We start from the raw sequence: 19,395 nt of genomic DNA, 5'->3' as shown, positions 1-19,395 counted from the left end.
AAACCTTTAAAACAACTTATAAGTGGCGCCTTCCTTGCAGCGCACCAGTGAACATTTTCCTTAGAGCCAGAGGTACCTATAACGATAGATTGAGACTTACGAGGCCCGGTCAGTTCCTCAGGTTGAAGCTGTGGTAATTATGCCGAGGGAAGTTATTGATTTTGTTTTTACACTTATATATATGTAGCCAAGAAGCCGAATCCCTAATAAAAATGGATAAATTATTATTATTTCTCTTTTGCATTTCTCATTAGGGTATTGAACGCTCATTTTAATTCAAAAGTAGTTGTTAGTAAGGAATCTTTCTTCTCTTTGGCAAACACTTAAGGAGAGTGTCTCTACGCGTTATTGTTGGTAGAAGTGAGAGAGGGTGGCTGCCTGACGGGGTGACTTCGGAGTATTTTCAGTAGGCACTTAGCGAACGTTTTGGATGGTACTTAGTCCACGTGTTTGAGGGAACCGAGTTTGTGGGCGTTCATCCAAAAAAGTGAGCTTAGTGCCTACTGAAAATACGGAGCGGAACCACGGCAGGTAGCCACCCTCTCTCACTTCCGCCCAAATAGCCCGTAAAGTCCAAGGCAAATTTCTATTTATAAGAGCAATTGTATAATTACGTTATATCTATAATGAAGGATAAGATCAAATAAAAATACATAATTATATCGACTACAAAGGAGGATTGGCATTGAAGTTAATTATTTCTTACATACGTAGACATTTAATGGGATTTTGTCTAGCAATTTTATTTTTGGTCATTGAATCTTTTTGTGATTTAATGCAGCCCATGATGATGTCTAAAATAGTAGATGATGCAGTAGCTAGTGGTAATGCTACATTGGTGTTAAAGCTAGGAATGATGATGTTAGGAATTGCACTTATAGGTGCGGCAGGAGCAGTAGGACGGAATTACTTTGCGGGGCATATTTCGCAGACTATAGGAAAAGAAATGCGCTCGGAACTTTACCGTAAAATTCAAAGTTTTTCTTTTGAAAATATAGACCACTTAGAAACAGCTTCGCTTATTACACGTATTACTAATGATGTGGCTCAAATTCAAAATTTTATTAATGGCTGTATGCGAATACTAGTAAAGGCGCCGATTATTTGTATAGGAGCCATAGGATTTATTATTATCCAGACACCTGCACAAATACCAGTAGTCGTTTGTATTTTAGTCATAGCTACGGTGCTTATTATTGGCAATATGAAATTAGGGTATCCTAGATTTAGAAAAGTACAGATTAAACTGGATGCCTTAAATGATGTAAGCCGTTCGTATCTTAATCTGGTGCGTGTTGTAAAAGCTTTTGGGCAAGAAGAACAAGAAAAGGAGAGGTTTGGAGAGGTGGCAGATGAATTAGCAGTAGCTAATCAAAGTGCTATGAGAGTCAATGCAGTATTTAATCCACTGATTAGCCTAGTCGTTAACCTTGGTATTGTAGTTTTACTTTGGACAGCAGGTTATGAGGGGAGAGATATAGAAATAGGAAAACTCATGGCCAGTGTTAACTATATGACCCAGGTATTATTTGCGTTGGGAATGGTATCTAATATTTTAAATAATATGATACGTGCTAATGCTTCTGCTAGCCGTGTAAAAGAAGTATTAGAGGAAGTGCCTGCCATGATAGAGACCACCAAGGACAAAGAAATAGATTTAGCTGAAGGTATTTCTTTTGAGGACGTAAGCTTTCATTATCCTTCTACCAAAGAATATACCTTAGAGCATATGACTTTTCACATTCCTAGAGGAAAGACCTGTGGTATTATTGGTTCTACAGGTTCAGGGAAAACCACATTGACTCAACTATTACTTCGTTTTTATGATACAACTGGCGGCAAGATAAAAGTAGGTAAGCAGGATGTCAAAGAAGTAAAGCTAAAAGCTCTACGTGAAAAGATGGCTTTAGTTTCTCAAAAGGCTCTTTTATTTAGTGGAACGATTGAAAGTAACTTAAGATGGGGACAGCCAGGAGTTTCAGAAGAAAAGTTAAAGGAAGCGATCCGCATTTCTCAGTGTGAGGGATTTATAGCAGATTTAGATCAAGGATTACAAACTGTCTTGGGGCAAGGAGGTATTAATCTTTCAGGTGGGCAAAAGCAAAGACTTTCGTTAGCTAGAGCGTTAGTTAAAGATCCAGAAATCTTAATATTAGACGATTGTACCAGTGCACTAGATGCTACTACTGAAGCCAAGGTGCTTCAAGGGATTAGCACTTATGCAAAAGGTATGACAACCTTCTTAATTACCCAGAGGATTTCAACGGTTATGAAAGCAGATTATATTCTATGCTTGGAAAATGGAAAGTTAGTAGGAAAAGGAACTCATGATGAATTGATGGAGCAGTGTTCTATTTATCATGAGATTTATGAGTCACAGATAGGAGGTGAATAGGTTGGCTGATATGCAAAAGAATCCTATGGGGGCCAACACTGGTTCAACTTGGAAAAGAAGTTTAGGTACCGTTGTAAAACCTAAGAATTTCAAGGGAACATTAAAAAGATTATGGGAACTTACAAAGGGACAAAGGCAAGGGCTAGGGTTAATTTTTATGTTATCAGGCTTTGCAGCTATTATTGTAATGGTAACACCTTATTTAATAGGTAAGGTAGTGGATTCAATAGAAGGAAGAAACCCTAGTCTTATATTATTAATAGTATTAGCTGCTTTTTATGTAGGGGATTATCTCATTAAATTCATTCAGGGCTATGCTATGGCAGTTGTTTCACAAAGAATGATTAAGTACATTCGTAAAGTATTGTTTATTCACTTTAATCATTTGCCCCTTGCCTTTTTTGACAAAAGGCAAAATGGAGATCTTATGAGTAGGTTAACCAATGATATCGATAATATTAGTACAACTATATCAGACTCACTGACCCAGCTGATGCAATTAGTATTCACCATAGTTGGTGTATTTTTAGTGATGCTTTCTTTAAATATTCCATTAACAGGAGTAACCTTGGTGGCAGGCCCACTTATTTATCTTTTAACCAAGAGTATCACTAAAAGAACGAGAATACTTTTTAGGAAACAGCAAGAGGCATTAGGACGCCTTAATGGCCATATCGAAGAAAGTATCTCAGGTACTATGATTGTTAAGGCTTATGGTAGGGAAGAAGCCTTGATAGAAGAGTTTGAAGAGGTAAATGATAAGCTAGCAGCAGTAGCTATTAAAGCGCAGATATGGTCAGGATTTTTAATGCCACTTATGAATGTTATCAATAACCTATGTTTTATATTTATAGCAGTAGTAGGAGGCTTGATGGCTACAAAGGGTGTTATTACAGTAGGGATTATCTCAAGCTTTTTACTTTATGCAAAGCAGTTTACACGTCCACTCAATGAAGTTGCCAACATTTATAATATTTTACAAACAGCTGTGGCTGGTGCAGAGCGTATCTTTGAAATTTTTGATGAAGAAGTAGAGCTAGAAGATGTACAAGGAGCCAAAGCTCTGGCAAAGCCAAGAGGAGAGATTAGCTTTGAGGATGTATGCTTTGGTTATGAAGAAGGGCAGCCTATTCTTAAGTCTATCAATCTAAATATAGAGCCAGGTACAAGAGTGGCCATTGTTGGTTCTACGGGAGCAGGTAAAACGACGATTATTAGTTTGCTTACTAGATTTTATGATGTAAGTTCCGGCAGAATTCTTTTAGATGGAGAAGATATAAGGAATTATCGAAGAAAAGACCTTAGGGATTGCTTTGGCGTCGTACTTCAAGATGCAGCTCTTTTCCCTATGAGCATTCTAGAAAATATTAGGTATGGCAAACCAAGTGCTACAGATGAAGAAGTCATAGCAGCTGCCAAAAGTGCTAATGCCCATGACTTTATTCAAAGGCTTCCTAATCAATATCATACCATCATAGGGTCAGAAGCCAACTCCTTAAGTCAAGGAGAGAAACAGCTAATCACCATTGCAAGGGCTATTCTAGCCAATGCACCGATTATGATTTTAGATGAAGCTACTAGCTCAGTTGATACACGTACTGAACGAAAGATTAAAGAAGCCATCAAGACACTTACAACAGGAAGAACTTCTATCTTTATTGCCCATCGCTTATCGACTATTAGAGACTGCTATATTATCGTTCTTGAAAAAGGTGAGATTGCAGAGATGGGATATCATGAGGAACTTTTAGAAAAGCAAGGGATATACAATAGGATGTATCAGACGCAAATTGGAGCATAGTACTAGTAACTATTTGGTGTAACAGATTGATATAACAGAACAAAAATAAAGCGTGAGACCATTGCCATGATCTCACGCTGGAAAATGATATGTATCATATAGTATATAATGCTATTTTTATCCTATCCTCATAGGAGATTTCGCATGATATACATATAGACTTTTCTGACTGCTATTTAAATCAAATAAGGATTTAAATTATACTTGAGTATTTATTTTATCATAGCTAATATTTCTGCCTCAGGAGTTGAAGAATCACAACGCACTTCTACTTGTCCATTATGACTGACAATAAAGCCTGGTACAGTTAGAATATTATATTTTTCTCTAAATGAGTTAATTTCCTTATCTAGAGCATTATCACTTTCTATATAATAAATAGCCTGGTTAATTTCATTAGTCAATCCACTTAATTTTCTAGCAAACTTACGACAGAATGGGCATGTTGCACGACCAATATAAACAATAGCTAATTCTTCTTTAGACAGTAATTGATCTGCTTCTGTAGAAAATATTTTCTTAAATGATTTCACATCTTCTTCGTATGTAGCTTGTTCAAACATTTTGGTCCTCCTAGGTTTTTAGCATATTATATCAAAACTAAATGATGTCATCAAACATTTGTATTCTCATCTGAGTGCTTTGCCGCGAAGAATATATAATGTATGATACCCATTATGATATAAATCATACATAATAATGAATGAAAATATATTAATTAAGGGGTAAAATGAAGAGATAGTAACTATGTTTAAAAAGAAGAGATTAGACTTATAACTTAAAAAAGAGTATCGCTATTTTGTTGGAGAAATAGTTTGAGCTCTTAATCTATAGGTAATCAAATACAAGAGGATAGTGATAAAGCTGGCACTATCAAAAGATATAAAGGGAGAGAAATATGAAAAATATAGTATTATTAGTAGTTGATGTTCAAACAGCACTTGTTGAAGCAGGTCCATATAATAAAGAAAGGGTCATAGGTAACATAGCTTACCTTCTTCAGCTCTGCAGAGCAAATGGAGTAGAGGTGGTCTATGTGCGTCATGATGATGGAGAGGGGAGTAACCTTGAACAAGGGACTCCAGGATGGCAGATTTATAATGAAATTAAGCCCATGAAAGAAGAACGTATTTTTGAAAAGCAGTATAATAGTGCTTTTTTACATACAGGGTTAAAAGCGTATCTTGATAGCAAGCAAGTAAAAAACATTATTTTAGTAGGCATGCAGACAGAATACTGTATTGATACAACTTGTAAAGCTGCTTTTGAACATGGCTATCAACTTATTATTCCAGAGGAAACGAATATGACCTTTGATAATGAGTATTTACCTGGTAAAAAGCTATATGAGTTTTACAACTATAAAGTTTGGAATAAACGTTTTGCTACAGTACAATCAATAGAAGAATTAGAAGAAGAGTTAAAGAAGTAATTCTTATTAGATGAAATTATTAATAGAATAGATATTTACAATAAAACAATGCTCTTTAAAGCCTTAAGCTTTAAAGAGCATTGTCCATTTATCGATAGATTCAAATCCGAGACGGTGATAAATTTTACCTGCTTCTGGATTATCATAGAATAAGCAAAGTGATTTACCTTCATTTTCAATAAGATCTCTACAAAGTTTAGAAAGTGAGTCAGACATGAGCCCTTGATTACGATAAGCTTTACGTGTAGCAACACCTATGATCATAGCAGACATAGAGTTTTCAGCTGTAGTTTGTACCACATTTTTAAGAATACCATCTTCTGTTTCTGTATAATAAACACGACCGGCACCAGAACGAATAATACGTTCTAATGATTCTGGCTTAGAAGGAGATTCACTAAATTCTTCAATCTCATTTAATAGTTCACAGATACGAGAAGCATCCTCAGGAATGGCAACTTTTATAGGGAGGCTAACAACTTTGAGCTTATCAGCTGTTTTAAGTTCACAAAAGTAAGTACTCTTGTAGTGATAGGTATTAAAATAAGGTTTAAACAAGTTAAGAACACTTTCTTTTCCGGAAATACCCACATGGTTTGCATCTGATTTAATAATTTCTACAAATGGTAATGGATTAAAGTCAAGAGCTTTATAGTAAGGAATATAAAATTGATTATAACGAACAAGTACACCATCTAGTTCACCTAAATCATTAAAATCTCCCCAAAACTCTTGAAAGTCTTTATCAAACCCATCTTGTTCAATATCACCAATCATAAAAAGATTAATAGCAGGCTCTGCGCTAAGAAAAGCTAAAGTCTGTGCACGGTCTGCTTCTACTAATTTACGAATCATAGATATCCCCCCGTTTTTGAGTAATTTCATCTATACTATCACTAACATAAATGGTTGTCAAACATATAACTACAATTATAAATAAATAAAAATATATTGACTCTAACCTTACAGGAATATGTAAAGTAGGTTTAGTTACAAAGTTATACAACTGTGAAAGGAGAGGTTAAGCTGTGTTTGCGCAGTACCTGAATATTGCTTTAATATGTATCATGTTGGGGATATAGAGAGGAAAATATAGATGTAGAGGTTTGTGAAGCTGTTACTGAAATGAAAGAAGATTCAGATAAAGACCATTGAAAAAGTAGAAATGGCTGTATGTACTTTGCACAAGGGGCCTTATGAAGACTTTCTAAAAGCCTATGGAGCTATTTTAAGATGGACGGTGGAGGCTCTATTTACCACGATGCCCCTGAAGTAGATACTACACTTAAAGCTTATTATGAAACATTACAACTATCTTTTAATGAAGGAAAGATGCCAGAACTTATAGATACTCAGAATGTGGCACTTAGGTATACCATTAAAGACTTTGAATTTATATAAGATGCAAGCCTTGCTCAATTTTACGAGTTACCAGTAAGTACCTATGTAGGTTATATCTCAGAGTTTAACTTAGATATAGATGTCTTTCATTTAGATAGAGTAGAATGGATCACAAGTGAGCAAGTAGAAGAAATGAAGGAACTAGGATTAAGTGAGGAGGATATGCTTCAAATCTCCATAAATTTAATAATATTGACTGACAGCTAAAGGTGAGGGTGTTTTATCTATAAAGAGTTCTAAATTTCAGAGGATATAAAAAGACTAACTGAAAGTTAGAACTCTATTTATATAGAGTGATTTAATATGAATTCAAGGTGTTAGATAAATAGGCTTATAATAGAAAATCTTTTTAATAAAATGATAGATACATTATAAATCACATAATATAATGAAGTAGAGTAAATGTAATGAATGAAAGTGAGGCTAAAGAGCTGTATGAGTAGGAAGAGAAATCTAACTATGAAGAAGGTTGGAATGGAACATCTTAAGCAGTACAATCAGCTACTTCGATATGTCTTTCAAGTAACTGACCAACAATTACAACAAGTGGGCTGGGAAGAAAAAGAGATTATTCGTGCGAAGGCACCAACTTTAGAGCAGGCAGATGTACTAGGTTGGTTTGATGGGGATAACCTTATTTCTCAAGTGGCAGTTTATCCTATGAAGGTATGTATATTTAGTGAGGTCTATGATATGGGCGGACTTACAGGAGTAGGAACTTACCCTGAATATGCTAATCAAGGGTTAATGCATAAGTTGTTAGAACAAGCTTTGAAGAATATGAAAGACCGTCAGCAAAGCATATGCTATTTGTATCCATACTCTGTCCCCTATTACCGCAGAAAAGGTTGGGAGATTATATCTGATAGAATTACTTATGAGATTAGTGATTATCAATTGCCTAAAAATAAGCAAGTACCAGGAGAGGTACAAAGGGTAGAGGTGGAAAGTGACGAGGTTAAAAACACCTATGAAAGGTTTGCCCTTCAAACTCATGGAGCACTGCTAAGGGACGATTTAGCTTGGAATGAATACTTACTATGGGATACAGATGATCTAATGGCAGCAGTTTATTATAATGAGCAAGGAGATCCAGATGGATATGTCTTGTATGATATTAGAGATGAAATTTTCCATATCAAGGACATGATATTTGTGAATGAAGAAGCACGTAGTGGGCTTTGGAATTTTATTAGTGCTCATTTTTCAATGATTACAAAAGTAATAGGCAATACATATACAGATGAACCTTTAGCATTTTTATTAGAAGATGCAGATATTAGAGAGACAATCTCACCCTACTTTATGGCACGGATTGTGGATTTAGAGGCATTCATTAAACAATACCCTTTTAAACCAGATAATGTAAAGAGAGAATGGACTTTTACCATGGATGATCCCATACTCACATGTAATCAAGGGGTTTTTACACTCACTATTTCAGAATCTGGGCAAGGAAAAATAAAGCGTACCACAGAAAAAACTAATGATAGAATTAATATACAAACTATGACAACAATGTTATTAGGGTATAAAAGGCCGGATTATCTTTATAAAATAGGAAGGCTAGTATGTAATAGCGAAACATTAGATATGTTAGAAGATGCTATAGAGCAACAGACACCTTATTTCTCTGATTATTTTTAGAGGATGTAGAAAAAAGGAGGGGATTTAAGCCGAATATGTAGGCTTAAATCCCCTCCTTTTACATCTAAAACTAAATGATAGCTGGTCACTAGCTTAATTATCCGAAAAGGGGATGGAAATATCCGAGTCTCTCCCCAAATTAAAACTGGCGAGTATAATGTGGTAGTATTATTGGATTGTAGTACCATGGAGAGCCAAATCATTCAAGGGATGCAGTGGGGAAGTGTAGCCTTTATTATTTTAGAAGGCTTAGTTATTTGAATAGAATATTTGATTTATAAAAGGTATCTTACATGGGAGTACGCCACAAATAGACTAACGGTTATCAAGTATTATGTGGTAATAGCCAATTTAATGACAATGACCATAGGAGCGCTTATTCAGATATAAATAAGGAGTTTATTGATTATATTAAGGTAGCAGTGACAGTGGATAGGGTAGGTTCTGTACTTGAAAGTGTTACAGATTTTAGAGTCACTAGAGGCAGATTTCTAAGGGCGTGGGTAAGACTGTTACTAAATATAGAGATGATTTTGGAAAACAAGGAATATATGTTGAGCATCCAGGAATCAAAGGTTATTAGATGCACAGTATATTGTAGGGACAATTAAGTGTTCTAAGTGTAAACAAATCATTAAGCTAGTCATTAAAGATGTAGGCTAAATAAAAAGGAGCATAGAGCCATAAAGAACCGAAAGCAGAGTTATCCAGAGAGCCTAGGACACTATTTCTAAGAGACTAGAGGTAGTTGTAGCTAGGCTTATTTTATTGGCTCCATTAACTTAAGAGGGAATCAGCAGAAATTCTCCATTCTTCATTACCTTTCAAAAAGGTATTGACTCTCCCCTTACAGGAGTATGTAAAGTAAATTTAGTTACTAAGTCATATAAGTGTGAAAGGAGAGCAAATGAATACAGTTATTGAAGTGAATGGACTAAGAAAACAGTATGGCAGCAAGGTTGCAGTAGATGGCTTATCTTTTCAGGTAAGCAGAGGTGAAGTCTTTGGGCTTCTAGGACATAATGGTGCAGGAAAATCTACAACGATTAATTGCATTCTAGGGCTTAAAAGCTTTGAAGGAGGGAGTGCTACTGTGTTGGGTATGAAAGCAGCCAATTCTAGAAAAGAGCTTTTTGAGAGAGTGGGTGTTCAATTACAACAATCTTGTTATCAAGACCGCATTAAGGTAGAAGAGCTTTGCCAGGAGACAGCTACCCTTTATAAAGACCCTGCAGATTATGGAGAGTTACTAGAAGCTTTTTCATTAAGTGGATTCAAAAAACAATATGTTTCTACTTTATCTGGAGGAGAAAAGCAAAAGCTATCAGTATTACTAGCCCTTATCCCAAAGCCAGAGGTTATTTTTCTAGATGAGTTAACTACAGGTTTAGATACAGCAGCTAGAAGAGAAGTGTGGAAGAAATTACGTGAACTGAAGGAAAAAGGAGTGACTATTTTTCTCACTTCTCATTATATGGATGAGGTAGAAGCACTCTGTGATAGGATTTGCATTTTACAAGAGGGGAAGGAAATAGTGAGTGGTGCTGTAAAGGAACTCATAGGAAATAGTCCCTATGAACGATTAGAAGAAGCTTATCTTTGGTATATGGGGGAGGAAATAGAATCATGAAAAGGTTTCTAACATTACTAAAAGTAGAAGGACGCGTGGCTCTTAGGGGAATAGATGGTATTTTCTTTGGGGTATTAATGCCAGTAGGGATTGCCCTTTTAATAGGGATGATTTGTGGAGATAAACCAGCTTTTGAGGGAGCTGAGTATACTTTTGTGCAAGGCTCCTTTGCGGCTCTCATTACTGTGGGGATTTGTGCTACAGCTTTTATGGGAATTCCTCTTACAGTAGCAGATTATAGAGACAAAAAAATATTAAAGCATTACTGTGTGACACCTATTAGTCCAGCTGTGATATTATTAATACAAGTAGTTATTAATATGATAACGGCTTTAGTTTCCTCAGTAGCAGTTTACCTAATGATGAAGTTTGGATTTGGGTATCAACTTCAAGGCTCTATCTTAGGATTTATGGGTAGTTATTTACTAGTGATGGTGGCTATGTATGGGCTAGGCATGCTTATGGCAAGTTTATGTACAACAATAAAAACAGCTAATCTAGTGTGCACTTTAGTTTACTTTCCAATGCTCTTTTTATCTGGGGCAACGATTCCTTATGAGGTATTACCTAACCCTCTTCAAGCTACAGCTAATGTATTACCTTTAACTCAGGGCATTAAACTACTTAAAGGCTATTCTCTAGGAACACCTGTAAGTGACTTAGCATTTCCCATCCTTTTAATGCTAGGCATTGCCCTCATAAGTAGTGTCATTGCAGTGAAAAAATTTAGATGGGAATAGGAGGAGAGAAGATGGAAGAGAAGAATCAATGTGAAAAAGTAGAGCCAACTCTATATAAAATCGGCTTATTTTCTCAAATGAATCATGTCACTATTAAGACCTTGAGGCATTATGATGATATAGGTCTTTTACATCCAGAACATATTGATGAGGAGAATGGATATAGATATTATACCTCTAAGCAATTACCTATTTTACATGAGATATTAGCACTTCGTCAGATGGGCTTTTCCTTGGAGGAAATAAAGAAGGTTCAAGAGGGGATGTCTGTAGAGGAGCTTCTCCTTCATAAAAAAGCCGAGTTAATTAAAAGAATTGCAGAGGAAAATATGAAGCTTTCTCAGGTGGAATACTATCTTATTCATAAGGGAGGGGACAGGTCTTACAATGTCATTCTTAAGGAATTGCCAGAGGTCATTGTAGCTTCTATGAGAACGATTATTCCTAATTACAATGTCCTTTTTAATATTGTGCCTCCTATGGGACGTGAAATGGAGAGGTTAGGTTGCATTTGCGCAGTGCCTGAATATTGTTTTAATATTTATCATGATGGTGAATATAGAGAGGAAAATATAGATGTAGAGGTTTGTGAAGCTGTTACTGAGATGAAAGAAGACTCAGAGATGATTACCTTTAAAACCATTGAAAAAGTAGAAATGGCTGCATGTGCCTTGCATAAAGGACCCTATGAAGACTTTCCAAAAGCTTATGGAGCTATTTTAGCATGGATGGAGGAGAATGGATTTGAAATAGCAGGCTATCCAAGAGAGTCTTATATTGATGGTATTTGGAATAAAGACACACCGGAAGAGTGGTTAACTGAAATACAGTTTCCTGTAAAAAAGATTCAGAAGTGATACAAAAAGGCAGAAAGCTATAGGGTAAAATATATTTACAAAACAAAATACAAATACTATTTGATAATTATTTAGGCTGTTTGAGGAAAAGTCTACTATAGGGATAGAAAAGATATTTCAAGGAATGAGCTCAGGGCAAATAGAAGACTCCTTAAATGGTATTCGCTCAGCCAGCAGTGTCGGCCTTAATGTAATTATGGTATCAGATTTAATTGAGCCAACAAAGGAGATTCTATTTCTAATGCAAACTTAACTATGAAAAAATATGAGGATGTACCCTATTTTGATGAAGCAAGATTAACACTAATATGTAAAAAGCTGTATGCACAAGAATTAAAAGAAGAATGTTTTATTGAAAAGGATATTATAGATGAGGGGAATCCAGAGAGGAATCCCCTCTGTCGTATTAAGGAGAGTGCTCAGCTGACACGCTCTTTGTCAGCGCCGAAGGGAACCTAGGGTTCCCTAGCAGAAGAAATGTGGACGCTAGTCCACTTTTTTATTTTGTTCAATTTGATTTTACGACCAAATGATTAAATTTTCAGAATAAAATGTGACCCTTATGAAACTTAATGTGTCTAAAAAGTAGAAAAGGAGGAGAATAATCAATGACAGAGTATGAGTTAGAGCAGATGATGAATCAATATGGTGATTACATTGCACGTACATGCTATATCTATTTAAAGGATTGGGCATTAGCCGAAGATGCTGTGCAAGAGGTATTTATTAAGGCGTATAGATACATAAGTGAATTTAGGAAAGAGTCCAGTGAGAAAACTTGGCTCACTAGCATTGCTATTAATATTTGCAAAAATTATGTGAGGACAAGTTGGTTTAGAAAAGTACAAATTGGAATTGAAAAGATTGAAACGCGTAATACGTTAGAGGACGAATTGATTAATCAAATTAACCAAAGTGAGTTACTCAAACAAGTAATGGATTTACCTATTAAATATCGTGAAGTTATTCTCCTATATTACTATCAAGACTTTAAAATAAATGAAATTGCAGAGATACTTGGCATAAGTGAAAGTAGTATAAAAATGAGACTGAACCGAGCAAGAAAAAAGCTCAAAGATGATTTTGAGGAGGAATGTATATATGGATGAGAGATTGTTTAAAAAAGAAGTAGATACATATTTAGAACCAGTAAGATTATCGGACCAAGCGAAAAGAAATATTCGATTAGCATGCAGTGAAGATAAGCAGGAAAGCAAGTATTTATCCAGGCGTTATATAAAGTATAAAAAGGTTTCAGTAGCTATGTTAATGCTTTTAATTTGTTCAAGTACGATTCTGGCCATGGATTATACATTAGGATTAGGTTTGTTTTTTGAGCAGGAAGAAATGAAAAAGGTAATAGATGAAGTACAATATGTAAAAGCTTATGATGAAAATCAAAAGGTTAAAATGGAAGTAAAAGAAGTCCTTAATCAAGGACATGGAGCAGTTGCTACTGTTCAGTTTACAAATCTGGGAGATAAACCATGGACGAAGGATGTAGTATGTCAAAGAATTAGCTTTGTAATGGGAAGACGTAAATTTGGGCATCCATCATCTAAAGGGGTACTCTCTTCAGATGGTAGACAGCTTACTTATTGCATTGAGACATTTAACAACCCTGATTTAGTTAGTGATTCACCTATTAAAATTAAAGCAGAAAACCTTATGAAAAAACAAAGTATAGAAAAAGAAATAAAAATTCCTCTTAAGCCTTTTAAAGTTACAGAAATAGGCAGTACAGTAGAAAAAAATATAGAAAAAGAGGTCCAAGATAAAGGAGGATTAGCTATGGAGCTAAGGGAACTCTTAAATCGAAGAACCGAAGGTGGAAAAACAGCTGTAATCGATGAGGAGTATCCTTCAGTTTTATTAAAAGGTATTGCTGTTATTAATATTAAAGGTGATGAAAGATATAAAGAGAATCAAAATATTCAGGGGATTGTGATTCATATAACAGGTGACAAACCTTATATACAATCTGGGGACTCTAGAGAGATAAGGTCACAAAAATTAAATATGAAGTACGTAGAACCATATACAGAGGGCGAAATTACAGAGCTTGTAGATACAAGAACAGGACAAGTCTATAAGGCAGAAGAATTTGATTATTATGGTGTAAATGAAATTGTATACGGAGAGGTATTAAGCTATTTTCCTAATATAACCCCAGAACAAATCCCCTATTTGGAAGCCACCAAAATTGTTTATGATAAACAAGATGTATTAGTAGATAGCACATGGGAAGCTGAGTTTAAAATAGATCTGGGCAATGTTAAGAAATGGGAAACCAATATCCAAATGGATAAGACAGATTATAAGGTTATGGTGGATGAGGTGTATTTAACAAATACAGGTATTCAAGTAAAAGAACGTACAATTTATAAGAAAACTAATAGGTTTGCTGGTTATTTTAATAGTTACTGGCTAGATATTACACTGATTGATAATCAAGATAAAGAGATTAAGCTAAAGAATGTTGGTCTAATTTTAGGAGAAGATGACAGTAGTAAATCAGAGTACTATATATTAACTTATGAAAATTGTGATGAAAAACAAGAATTTATTGATGTTAATAATATTAAAAAAATCATTATCAATGACAATGAAATCAATTGTCAGGAATAAGAAAAATTAATTATACAATTATTTCTTTAAGTTTAGCGGATAACTACTTTGAATTAGGTTACTTACTGTCTTTGCACCTTCCATAACGATAGAAATACCGTTACCTGGATGAATAGATGTACCAGTAAAATAGAGATTTGTAACAAAAGGACAAATAGGCTGTGGACGTAGCCATGCACTTTGTAATATTGAAGGAGCAAGGCCAAAGGCAGCACCTTGATAGCAATTAAATTTTTGTTGTAAATCTCTGGGGGTACTCATTGATTCGTGGATAATATAAGGAGCGATACTATTTATTTCTAACAAATCAGCTAAATGTTTGAGACAGATACAGCGCATCCGTTCAATGGTTAAAGGAGACCAGTAGGAAGCATTAAAAGAAAGATTAGGCACACGCACCATGATATTTAAAGTGGTGGACCCATTTACATTAAAAGTATCATCGATATAAGAAGGGTAATAAATATACATAGGAAATTTCAAAGGCATAGTGCCACTCCCAACGGCTGAAAAAGTATTTTCCGTATCTTGTACGAGATAGATATTATGGGTAGAAAGCATGGGTAGGCTGATTGAAAGTGTAAGTCTTAGCATAAAAACAGAGCAGGTCATCTGAAAAGACAGAAGAGGTTTATGCAATCTAGCAGAACGATTTAGTAATTTCGTAATCGTAAAGTGATAATCAGCATTAGAAATCACAATATCTGCTTTTTTCATTTGCCCTGACGTGGTTAGGATACCATAAGCCTTATCATGATCAGTTAGAATGCGCTCAATAGGTGCATTGCAATAAAGTTGACCTTTACAGTCTATGAAGGCTTTTTGAAGCGCCTTTACATAAGCACCCATACCACCCTTGATATGAGTTAAACCTAGTGCCTGAGTACAGGCTGGTATAGTGGCATAAAGCTGAGAAATCTGTGAAGTTGGATAGCCCATATAGTAACTTTGAAATAGCAAGAAATCCCTAAGCTTAGGACTAGTAAAACGACGTTTAATAGCACAAGAAGCAGAAGTTAGGGGATTAAGTTTAATCAAAGCAGATAACTTATGAGGAGTCATCATATCTTTAATATGAGTTAAAGGCTGAGAAAGTATAAGTGCATAAGCAGTAAGATACTTTTGATAAAACTGATTGATGAAGGCATTATAATCACTAAAGGATTCATTATAAAAAGCCTCAAAATCATATTTATAAGAAATCCCATTTTTTTTAAATGTAAAGGAAGACCCATCTTCATAAAACACACGGTATAATTCATCTAAGTGAATTTCAGAGAAATAATCTTGCCAGTGTAATCCAATATCAGTGAAAATTTGACGATAAGCATAAGGATGAATACCAATGGAGGCAAAGCTATCATAATCAGCATAGCCTGGTGCACTAGGAATGGATTGAATAACGCCACCTACCTGTGGGCATTTTTCATAAAGTGAGACCTGATAACCTGCATGAAGTAGGTGGAGGCCACAACATAGACCACCTATACCTCCGCCAATGATAATAATATGACACCCAGCCATGGTAATACCTCCCTAATCAGATGAATAATGCAACTAGTTATCTTATGCATTAATTTTATATGGAACTAGTTATTACCTAATTGATATGAATTTAAACTAAAAAAGGTATTAACTGCCATCCGAATCAAGTCATAGATATATGCATTGAAATGTAATTTTACAATCTAATTCTATATATATAGAAAGTTATGATTAAATCTATTGACCTCCCTGACTAATGGTATTAGACTAAATGTAGTCTAATACCATTAGTCAAAGGGGTGTTTTAATGGAAACTTATAAATTAGGTGAAATGGAGCAAAAGTTTGCTGATTTAATATGGAATAACGAACCCATCAGCTCTCGTGAGTTAACTCAGTTATGTGAGAAAGCCTTTATGTGGAAGAGAACGACTACTTATACTATGCTAAAGCGTTTGTGTGAACGTAAAATATTTGAAAATAGTCATGGAACGGTAAGGGCATTGATGAAAAGGGAAGAGTTTTTAGGTGCCCAAGGAGAACAGTTTGTAGAAGAATCTTTTGGTGGTTCTCTGCCACAATTTTTAGCGGCCTTCACAAGGCGAAAGAAGCTTAGTGAAAAAGAAATAGAGGAAATAAGAACGCTCATTGATGCACAGGAGGAGGGATAAAAATGCTAGAAAGGTTATTTTTAGAAATCCTTAATATGAGTTTTACAGCAAGCTTTGTTATTTGCTTTGTAATGATTACTAGACTTTTACTTAAAAGAGTACCTAAAATTTTCACCTATGTTATTTGGAGTATTGTGCTATTTCGTCTGATTTGTCCTTTCTCTATTGAAAGTATTATGAGTCTCATGCCTGCAAACACAAAGCCTATCTCACAGGAGATTTTGTATACGCAGACACCTACTATCCATACTGGGCTTAATAATATGGATCAACTCGTTAATAATGCTTTACCTGTAGCTACTATAGAAGCTAGTGTTAACCCTATGCAGATATGGACTTTTATTGGGTTAATTGTCTGGGGAGTAGGCGTGGTAATCTTATTAGCGTATGGAATATTCTCTCTTATTAAATTAAAGAGGAAGCTAGAAACAAGTCGACATGAAGAAAACAATATTTATATAACAGCGCAGCTAGAGGTTCCTTTTGTGTTAGGTATCGTTCATCCTAAGATTTATTTGCCAGAGGGACTTTCGCCTGATGAAAAGCATTATATTCTTTTGCATGAACAAATACACATTAAAAGATATGATCATATTATCAGGCTCATTAGTTTTATAGTGGTGTGTATCCATTGGTTTAATCCACTTGTATGGGTAGCTTTTTTTATGGCAGGGAAAGATATGGAGATGTCTTGTGATGAGGCAGTCATTAAGTCTCTAGGAAATGATGTCAAAAAGGCATATTCTTCCTCATTACTATCCTTTGCAGTAGGGAAAAGGCATACTGGACTTATACCTCTTGCCTTTGGGGAAGGCAGTACCAAAAGCCGTGTTAAAAATGTATTAAGTTATAAGAAACCTAGTTTTTGGGTAGTAAGTATCATCTTAATAGGAATATTCCTATTAAGTGTGGGACTTTTGACTAATCCGATTACTTTCTCCACGGCGTTAGTTGCAAAAGAGGTGGATTTAACAAAGTTTGAAAGTAGTATCATAGGTTCAGAAATGCCTAGGATACTCTATGCGGATAGAAATAAGGTGATTTTTGAAGCTAGTGGCGTTTATGTGTATGATCTTAAAAAGGAAGAGCTTGTATGCTCCTATGCGTTTGAAAGCTTTGATACCCAGCTTCTTAAGAATAATAAAGTTTTTGTATTTTCACTAGCAGATGGAAAGCAGATCATATGGGGATTTGAAGATACAGCAGGCAATGACGTAAAGGCTTATAGCTGCATTACAGGGGAGAAAAACTTAATGGAGGTTAGCAAAGAGCTAATGGCTACCTATCAAAAAAATAGTTTTTCGTGCTATTATCCTAATGAAAATGATGAACGTTACAATCAGTCGTTTGGGGCCATTACTATGCTACCAGGTACCCAGGATGAAGTGATTTATTTAACTTTTACTAGCGTAGAAGTCGCTACCATTAAAATTGTTTATGAAAGTAGCTTAGAGCATAAGGAGTATCAAGTGTTTGGGAAGCAACAGGAGGTCACAAATAAGCAAGAAGTAGAAGAGATGAGGCCAACACCACAAATGGAGGCATCCCCTATCCAAGAATATGCAGAGCAGTATGTAGCTGAAATGTTTGAAAGCTATTCTAAGTATACGACATTTAAGCTTGTAGATAGCAAAATAACAGCATTAAATAAAATAGCTACCTTTACCCATTTAACGAATGCCCCTATTGAACTATGGGCTATTGAGTATCGCTTGCTTCCAGATAATATTGGTAATGTCTTACTGGCAGGAGGTATGAATACTATAGATGGTTGGATTACTGAAAATGGAGATATGGGAAAGCCTATTTTAGTTTTTAGTATTGAAAATGGAGGGCCAGAGTATTTAGGAGTACTAAGGTCTGGATATCTAGGAAACACATTATCAGGGCAAGAAGTAGCTCTTAGACAATTCCTTGAGAAAAGTGGAAAGCTTCCTAAGGAAACCTATTCAGGGGAACATATCTTAGTAAAATTTCCTCTTTCTACAGGAGAAACCTGTAAACTCTTATTATCTCAACCAGCCCAAAAAGGAAGTGGTGGCATATGGTGCGTAGAAAGGTGGATGGATGGTAATGGTAGCATTTACTATGATGATCCACAAGTAGATACTATCCTTATGGAGTATTATGAGGGTATGCAGGAGGCATATGATAAGGGTGAAATGCCTTGGCTTGTAGATACGAAGAATGTGGCACTGAAATACACCAATAAGGTGCTTGGTCAGATGCTTACCTATAAGGATATTGAACTCATAGAAAATGCATCCCTTAGTGACTTTCAGCAGTTACCAGTCAGTATCTATTTTGGATATATATCAGATTTTCAGCTAGATACAGAGCTATTTCATTTTGATAGAGCAGAGTGGGTTACAAGTAGTCAGGAAGAACGAATGAACGAACTGAATTTAAGTGATGCGGATATGCCAAATGGCTTTTATATTTACAATCCTAAGCATTACTTGGATACATTTATAGTCAATGAATATACCCAGTATCATTTTATGAAAAAAGCTAAAGAGTCTGATGAGTTAAATGAATATACCACTACAGATAAAAATGAGTTTTATAACTACCTCAGTGGGTATGAAGAAGGAAGTACTCCTCCGTTTTGGGTGCAAACACAGGGTGGTTATGTAACCAACATTCGTGAACAGTACCTCCCATAAGCAGATTTATAAATCTACAGAATTAGTTATAGAAATGAAACAA

General features: G+C 35.3%; 16 protein-coding genes. 13 read left to right on the top strand and 3 right to left on the bottom strand.

Features of this window, described 5'->3' with window-relative positions; translation table 11 throughout:
- Positions 1-685 precede the first annotated feature (685 nt).
- Positions 686-2,395 (top strand): ABC transporter ATP-binding protein, encoded by a 1,710-nt coding sequence (locus EKH84_RS01645; protein ID WP_127064870.1) that lies wholly within the window; start codon positions 686-688, stop codon positions 2,393-2,395.
- Between the two features lie 10 nt (positions 2,396-2,405).
- A complete protein-coding gene (locus EKH84_RS01640; RefSeq protein ID WP_243118667.1) occupies positions 2,406-4,196 on the top strand; it encodes an ABC transporter ATP-binding protein in 1,791 nt (596 codons plus the stop codon).
- Positions 4,197-4,408: 212 nt separating this feature from the next.
- On the opposite strand, the gene EKH84_RS01635 is transcribed toward EKH84_RS01640, so the two are convergent.
- On the bottom strand, positions 4,409-4,759 hold the full coding sequence (locus EKH84_RS01635; protein ID WP_013659024.1) for a thioredoxin domain-containing protein: 351 nt from the start codon (positions 4,757-4,759) through the stop codon (positions 4,409-4,411).
- A 335-nt stretch (positions 4,760-5,094) separates the two neighbouring features.
- On the opposite strand from EKH84_RS01635, the gene EKH84_RS01630 reads away from it, so the two are divergent.
- Positions 5,095-5,628, top strand: coding sequence for a cysteine hydrolase family protein (locus EKH84_RS01630; protein ID WP_127064869.1), 534 nt, complete (start codon positions 5,095-5,097; stop codon positions 5,626-5,628).
- A 63-nt stretch (positions 5,629-5,691) separates the two neighbouring features.
- Here the strand turns inward: EKH84_RS01630 and EKH84_RS01625 are convergent, their stop codons facing one another.
- Complete coding sequence (locus EKH84_RS01625) at positions 5,692-6,483, bottom strand: GNAT family N-acetyltransferase (protein ID WP_127064868.1); 792 nt, start codon at positions 6,481-6,483, stop codon at positions 5,692-5,694.
- Between the two features lie 378 nt (positions 6,484-6,861).
- Between EKH84_RS01625 and EKH84_RS21795 the strand changes: the two genes are divergently transcribed.
- From EKH84_RS21795 to EKH84_RS01585, 8 genes are all read left to right on the top strand, one after another.
- On the top strand, positions 6,862-7,029 hold the full coding sequence (locus EKH84_RS21795) for a hypothetical protein (protein ID WP_190283452.1): 168 nt from the start codon (positions 6,862-6,864) through the stop codon (positions 7,027-7,029).
- Positions 7,030-7,488: 459 nt separating this feature from the next.
- A complete protein-coding gene (locus EKH84_RS01615) occupies positions 7,489-8,676 on the top strand; it encodes a GNAT family N-acetyltransferase (RefSeq protein WP_330547581.1) in 1,188 nt (395 codons plus the stop codon).
- A 907-nt stretch (positions 8,677-9,583) separates the two neighbouring features.
- Positions 9,584-10,306, top strand: coding sequence for an ABC transporter ATP-binding protein (locus EKH84_RS01610; protein ID WP_127064866.1), 723 nt, complete (start codon positions 9,584-9,586; stop codon positions 10,304-10,306).
- Positions 10,303-11,046, top strand: coding sequence for an ABC transporter permease (locus EKH84_RS01605; protein WP_127064865.1), 744 nt, complete (start codon positions 10,303-10,305; stop codon positions 11,044-11,046). The genes EKH84_RS01610 and EKH84_RS01605 overlap by 4 nt, the downstream gene beginning before the upstream one ends.
- Before the next feature lie 11 nt (positions 11,047-11,057).
- On the top strand, positions 11,058-11,903 hold the full coding sequence (locus tag EKH84_RS01600; RefSeq protein WP_127064864.1) for a MerR family transcriptional regulator: 846 nt from the start codon (positions 11,058-11,060) through the stop codon (positions 11,901-11,903).
- Between the two features lie 255 nt (positions 11,904-12,158).
- Positions 12,159-12,362, top strand: a complete 204-nt coding sequence (locus EKH84_RS01595; RefSeq protein ID WP_243118631.1) for a hypothetical protein — start codon at positions 12,159-12,161, stop codon at positions 12,360-12,362.
- Positions 12,363-12,511: 149 nt separating this feature from the next.
- Positions 12,512-13,012, top strand: coding sequence for a sigma-70 family RNA polymerase sigma factor (locus EKH84_RS01590; RefSeq protein ID WP_013659009.1), 501 nt, complete (start codon positions 12,512-12,514; stop codon positions 13,010-13,012).
- Positions 13,005-14,531 (top strand): hypothetical protein, encoded by a 1,527-nt coding sequence (locus EKH84_RS01585; protein ID WP_127064863.1) that lies wholly within the window; start codon positions 13,005-13,007, stop codon positions 14,529-14,531. The genes EKH84_RS01590 and EKH84_RS01585 overlap by 8 nt, the downstream gene beginning before the upstream one ends.
- A gap of 18 nt (positions 14,532-14,549) precedes the next feature.
- Here the strand turns inward: EKH84_RS01585 and EKH84_RS01580 are convergent, their stop codons facing one another.
- Positions 14,550-16,055: a phytoene desaturase family protein gene (locus EKH84_RS01580; RefSeq protein ID WP_127064862.1), complete on the bottom strand. Its 1,506-nt coding sequence runs from the start codon at positions 16,053-16,055 to the stop codon at positions 14,550-14,552.
- A gap of 268 nt (positions 16,056-16,323) precedes the next feature.
- Here EKH84_RS01580 and EKH84_RS01575 point away from each other — a divergent pair, with 268 nt between their 5' ends.
- Both EKH84_RS01575 and EKH84_RS01570 read left to right on the top strand, forming a co-directional pair.
- Positions 16,324-16,686 carry a BlaI/MecI/CopY family transcriptional regulator gene (locus EKH84_RS01575; RefSeq protein ID WP_013659006.1) on the top strand — a complete coding sequence of 121 codons (363 nt, stop codon included), beginning with the start codon at positions 16,324-16,326 and terminating at the stop codon, positions 16,684-16,686.
- 2 nt (positions 16,687-16,688) lie between these two features.
- Positions 16,689-19,352, top strand: a complete 2,664-nt coding sequence (locus tag EKH84_RS01570; protein WP_127064861.1) for a M56 family metallopeptidase — start codon at positions 16,689-16,691, stop codon at positions 19,350-19,352.
- The last annotated feature ends 43 nt before the right edge of the window (positions 19,353-19,395 follow it).

The organism is Cellulosilyticum sp. WCF-2 (assembly GCF_003990395.1).
Lineage (GTDB): Bacteria > Bacillota > Clostridia > Lachnospirales > Cellulosilyticaceae > Cellulosilyticum > Cellulosilyticum lentocellum.
The sequence above is the reverse complement of the archived record's forward strand: the minus strand, read 5'-3'. Positions and strand labels throughout refer to the sequence as shown.

What these genes read in the sequence shown, in the direction of transcription:
- EKH84_RS01640 (WP_243118667.1), top strand. Translation starts at nt 2,406, where the DNA reads ATGCAAAAGAATCCTATGGGGGCCAACACTGGTTCAACTTGGAAAAGA.
- EKH84_RS01635 (WP_013659024.1), bottom strand. Translation starts at nt 4,759, where the DNA reads ATGTTTGAACAAGCTACATACGAAGAAGATGTGAAATCATTTAAGAAA.
- EKH84_RS01630 (WP_127064869.1), top strand. Translation starts at nt 5,095, where the DNA reads ATGAAAAATATAGTATTATTAGTAGTTGATGTTCAAACAGCACTTGTT.
- EKH84_RS01625 (WP_127064868.1), bottom strand. Translation starts at nt 6,483, where the DNA reads ATGATTCGTAAATTAGTAGAAGCAGACCGTGCACAGACTTTAGCTTTT.
- EKH84_RS21795 (WP_190283452.1), top strand. Translation starts at nt 6,862, where the DNA reads ATGGACGGTGGAGGCTCTATTTACCACGATGCCCCTGAAGTAGATACT.
- EKH84_RS01615 (WP_330547581.1), top strand. Translation starts at nt 7,489, where the DNA reads ATGAAGAAGGTTGGAATGGAACATCTTAAGCAGTACAATCAGCTACTT.
- EKH84_RS01610 (WP_127064866.1), top strand. Translation starts at nt 9,584, where the DNA reads ATGAATACAGTTATTGAAGTGAATGGACTAAGAAAACAGTATGGCAGC.
- EKH84_RS01605 (WP_127064865.1), top strand. Translation starts at nt 10,303, where the DNA reads ATGAAAAGGTTTCTAACATTACTAAAAGTAGAAGGACGCGTGGCTCTT.
- EKH84_RS01600 (WP_127064864.1), top strand. Translation starts at nt 11,058, where the DNA reads ATGGAAGAGAAGAATCAATGTGAAAAAGTAGAGCCAACTCTATATAAA.
- EKH84_RS01595 (WP_243118631.1), top strand. Translation starts at nt 12,159, where the DNA reads ATGAAAAAATATGAGGATGTACCCTATTTTGATGAAGCAAGATTAACA.
- EKH84_RS01590 (WP_013659009.1), top strand. Translation starts at nt 12,512, where the DNA reads ATGACAGAGTATGAGTTAGAGCAGATGATGAATCAATATGGTGATTAC.
- EKH84_RS01585 (WP_127064863.1), top strand. Translation starts at nt 13,005, where the DNA reads ATGGATGAGAGATTGTTTAAAAAAGAAGTAGATACATATTTAGAACCA.
- EKH84_RS01580 (WP_127064862.1), bottom strand. Translation starts at nt 16,055, where the DNA reads ATGGCTGGGTGTCATATTATTATCATTGGCGGAGGTATAGGTGGTCTA.
- EKH84_RS01575 (WP_013659006.1), top strand. Translation starts at nt 16,324, where the DNA reads ATGGAAACTTATAAATTAGGTGAAATGGAGCAAAAGTTTGCTGATTTA.
- EKH84_RS01570 (WP_127064861.1), top strand. Translation starts at nt 16,689, where the DNA reads ATGCTAGAAAGGTTATTTTTAGAAATCCTTAATATGAGTTTTACAGCA.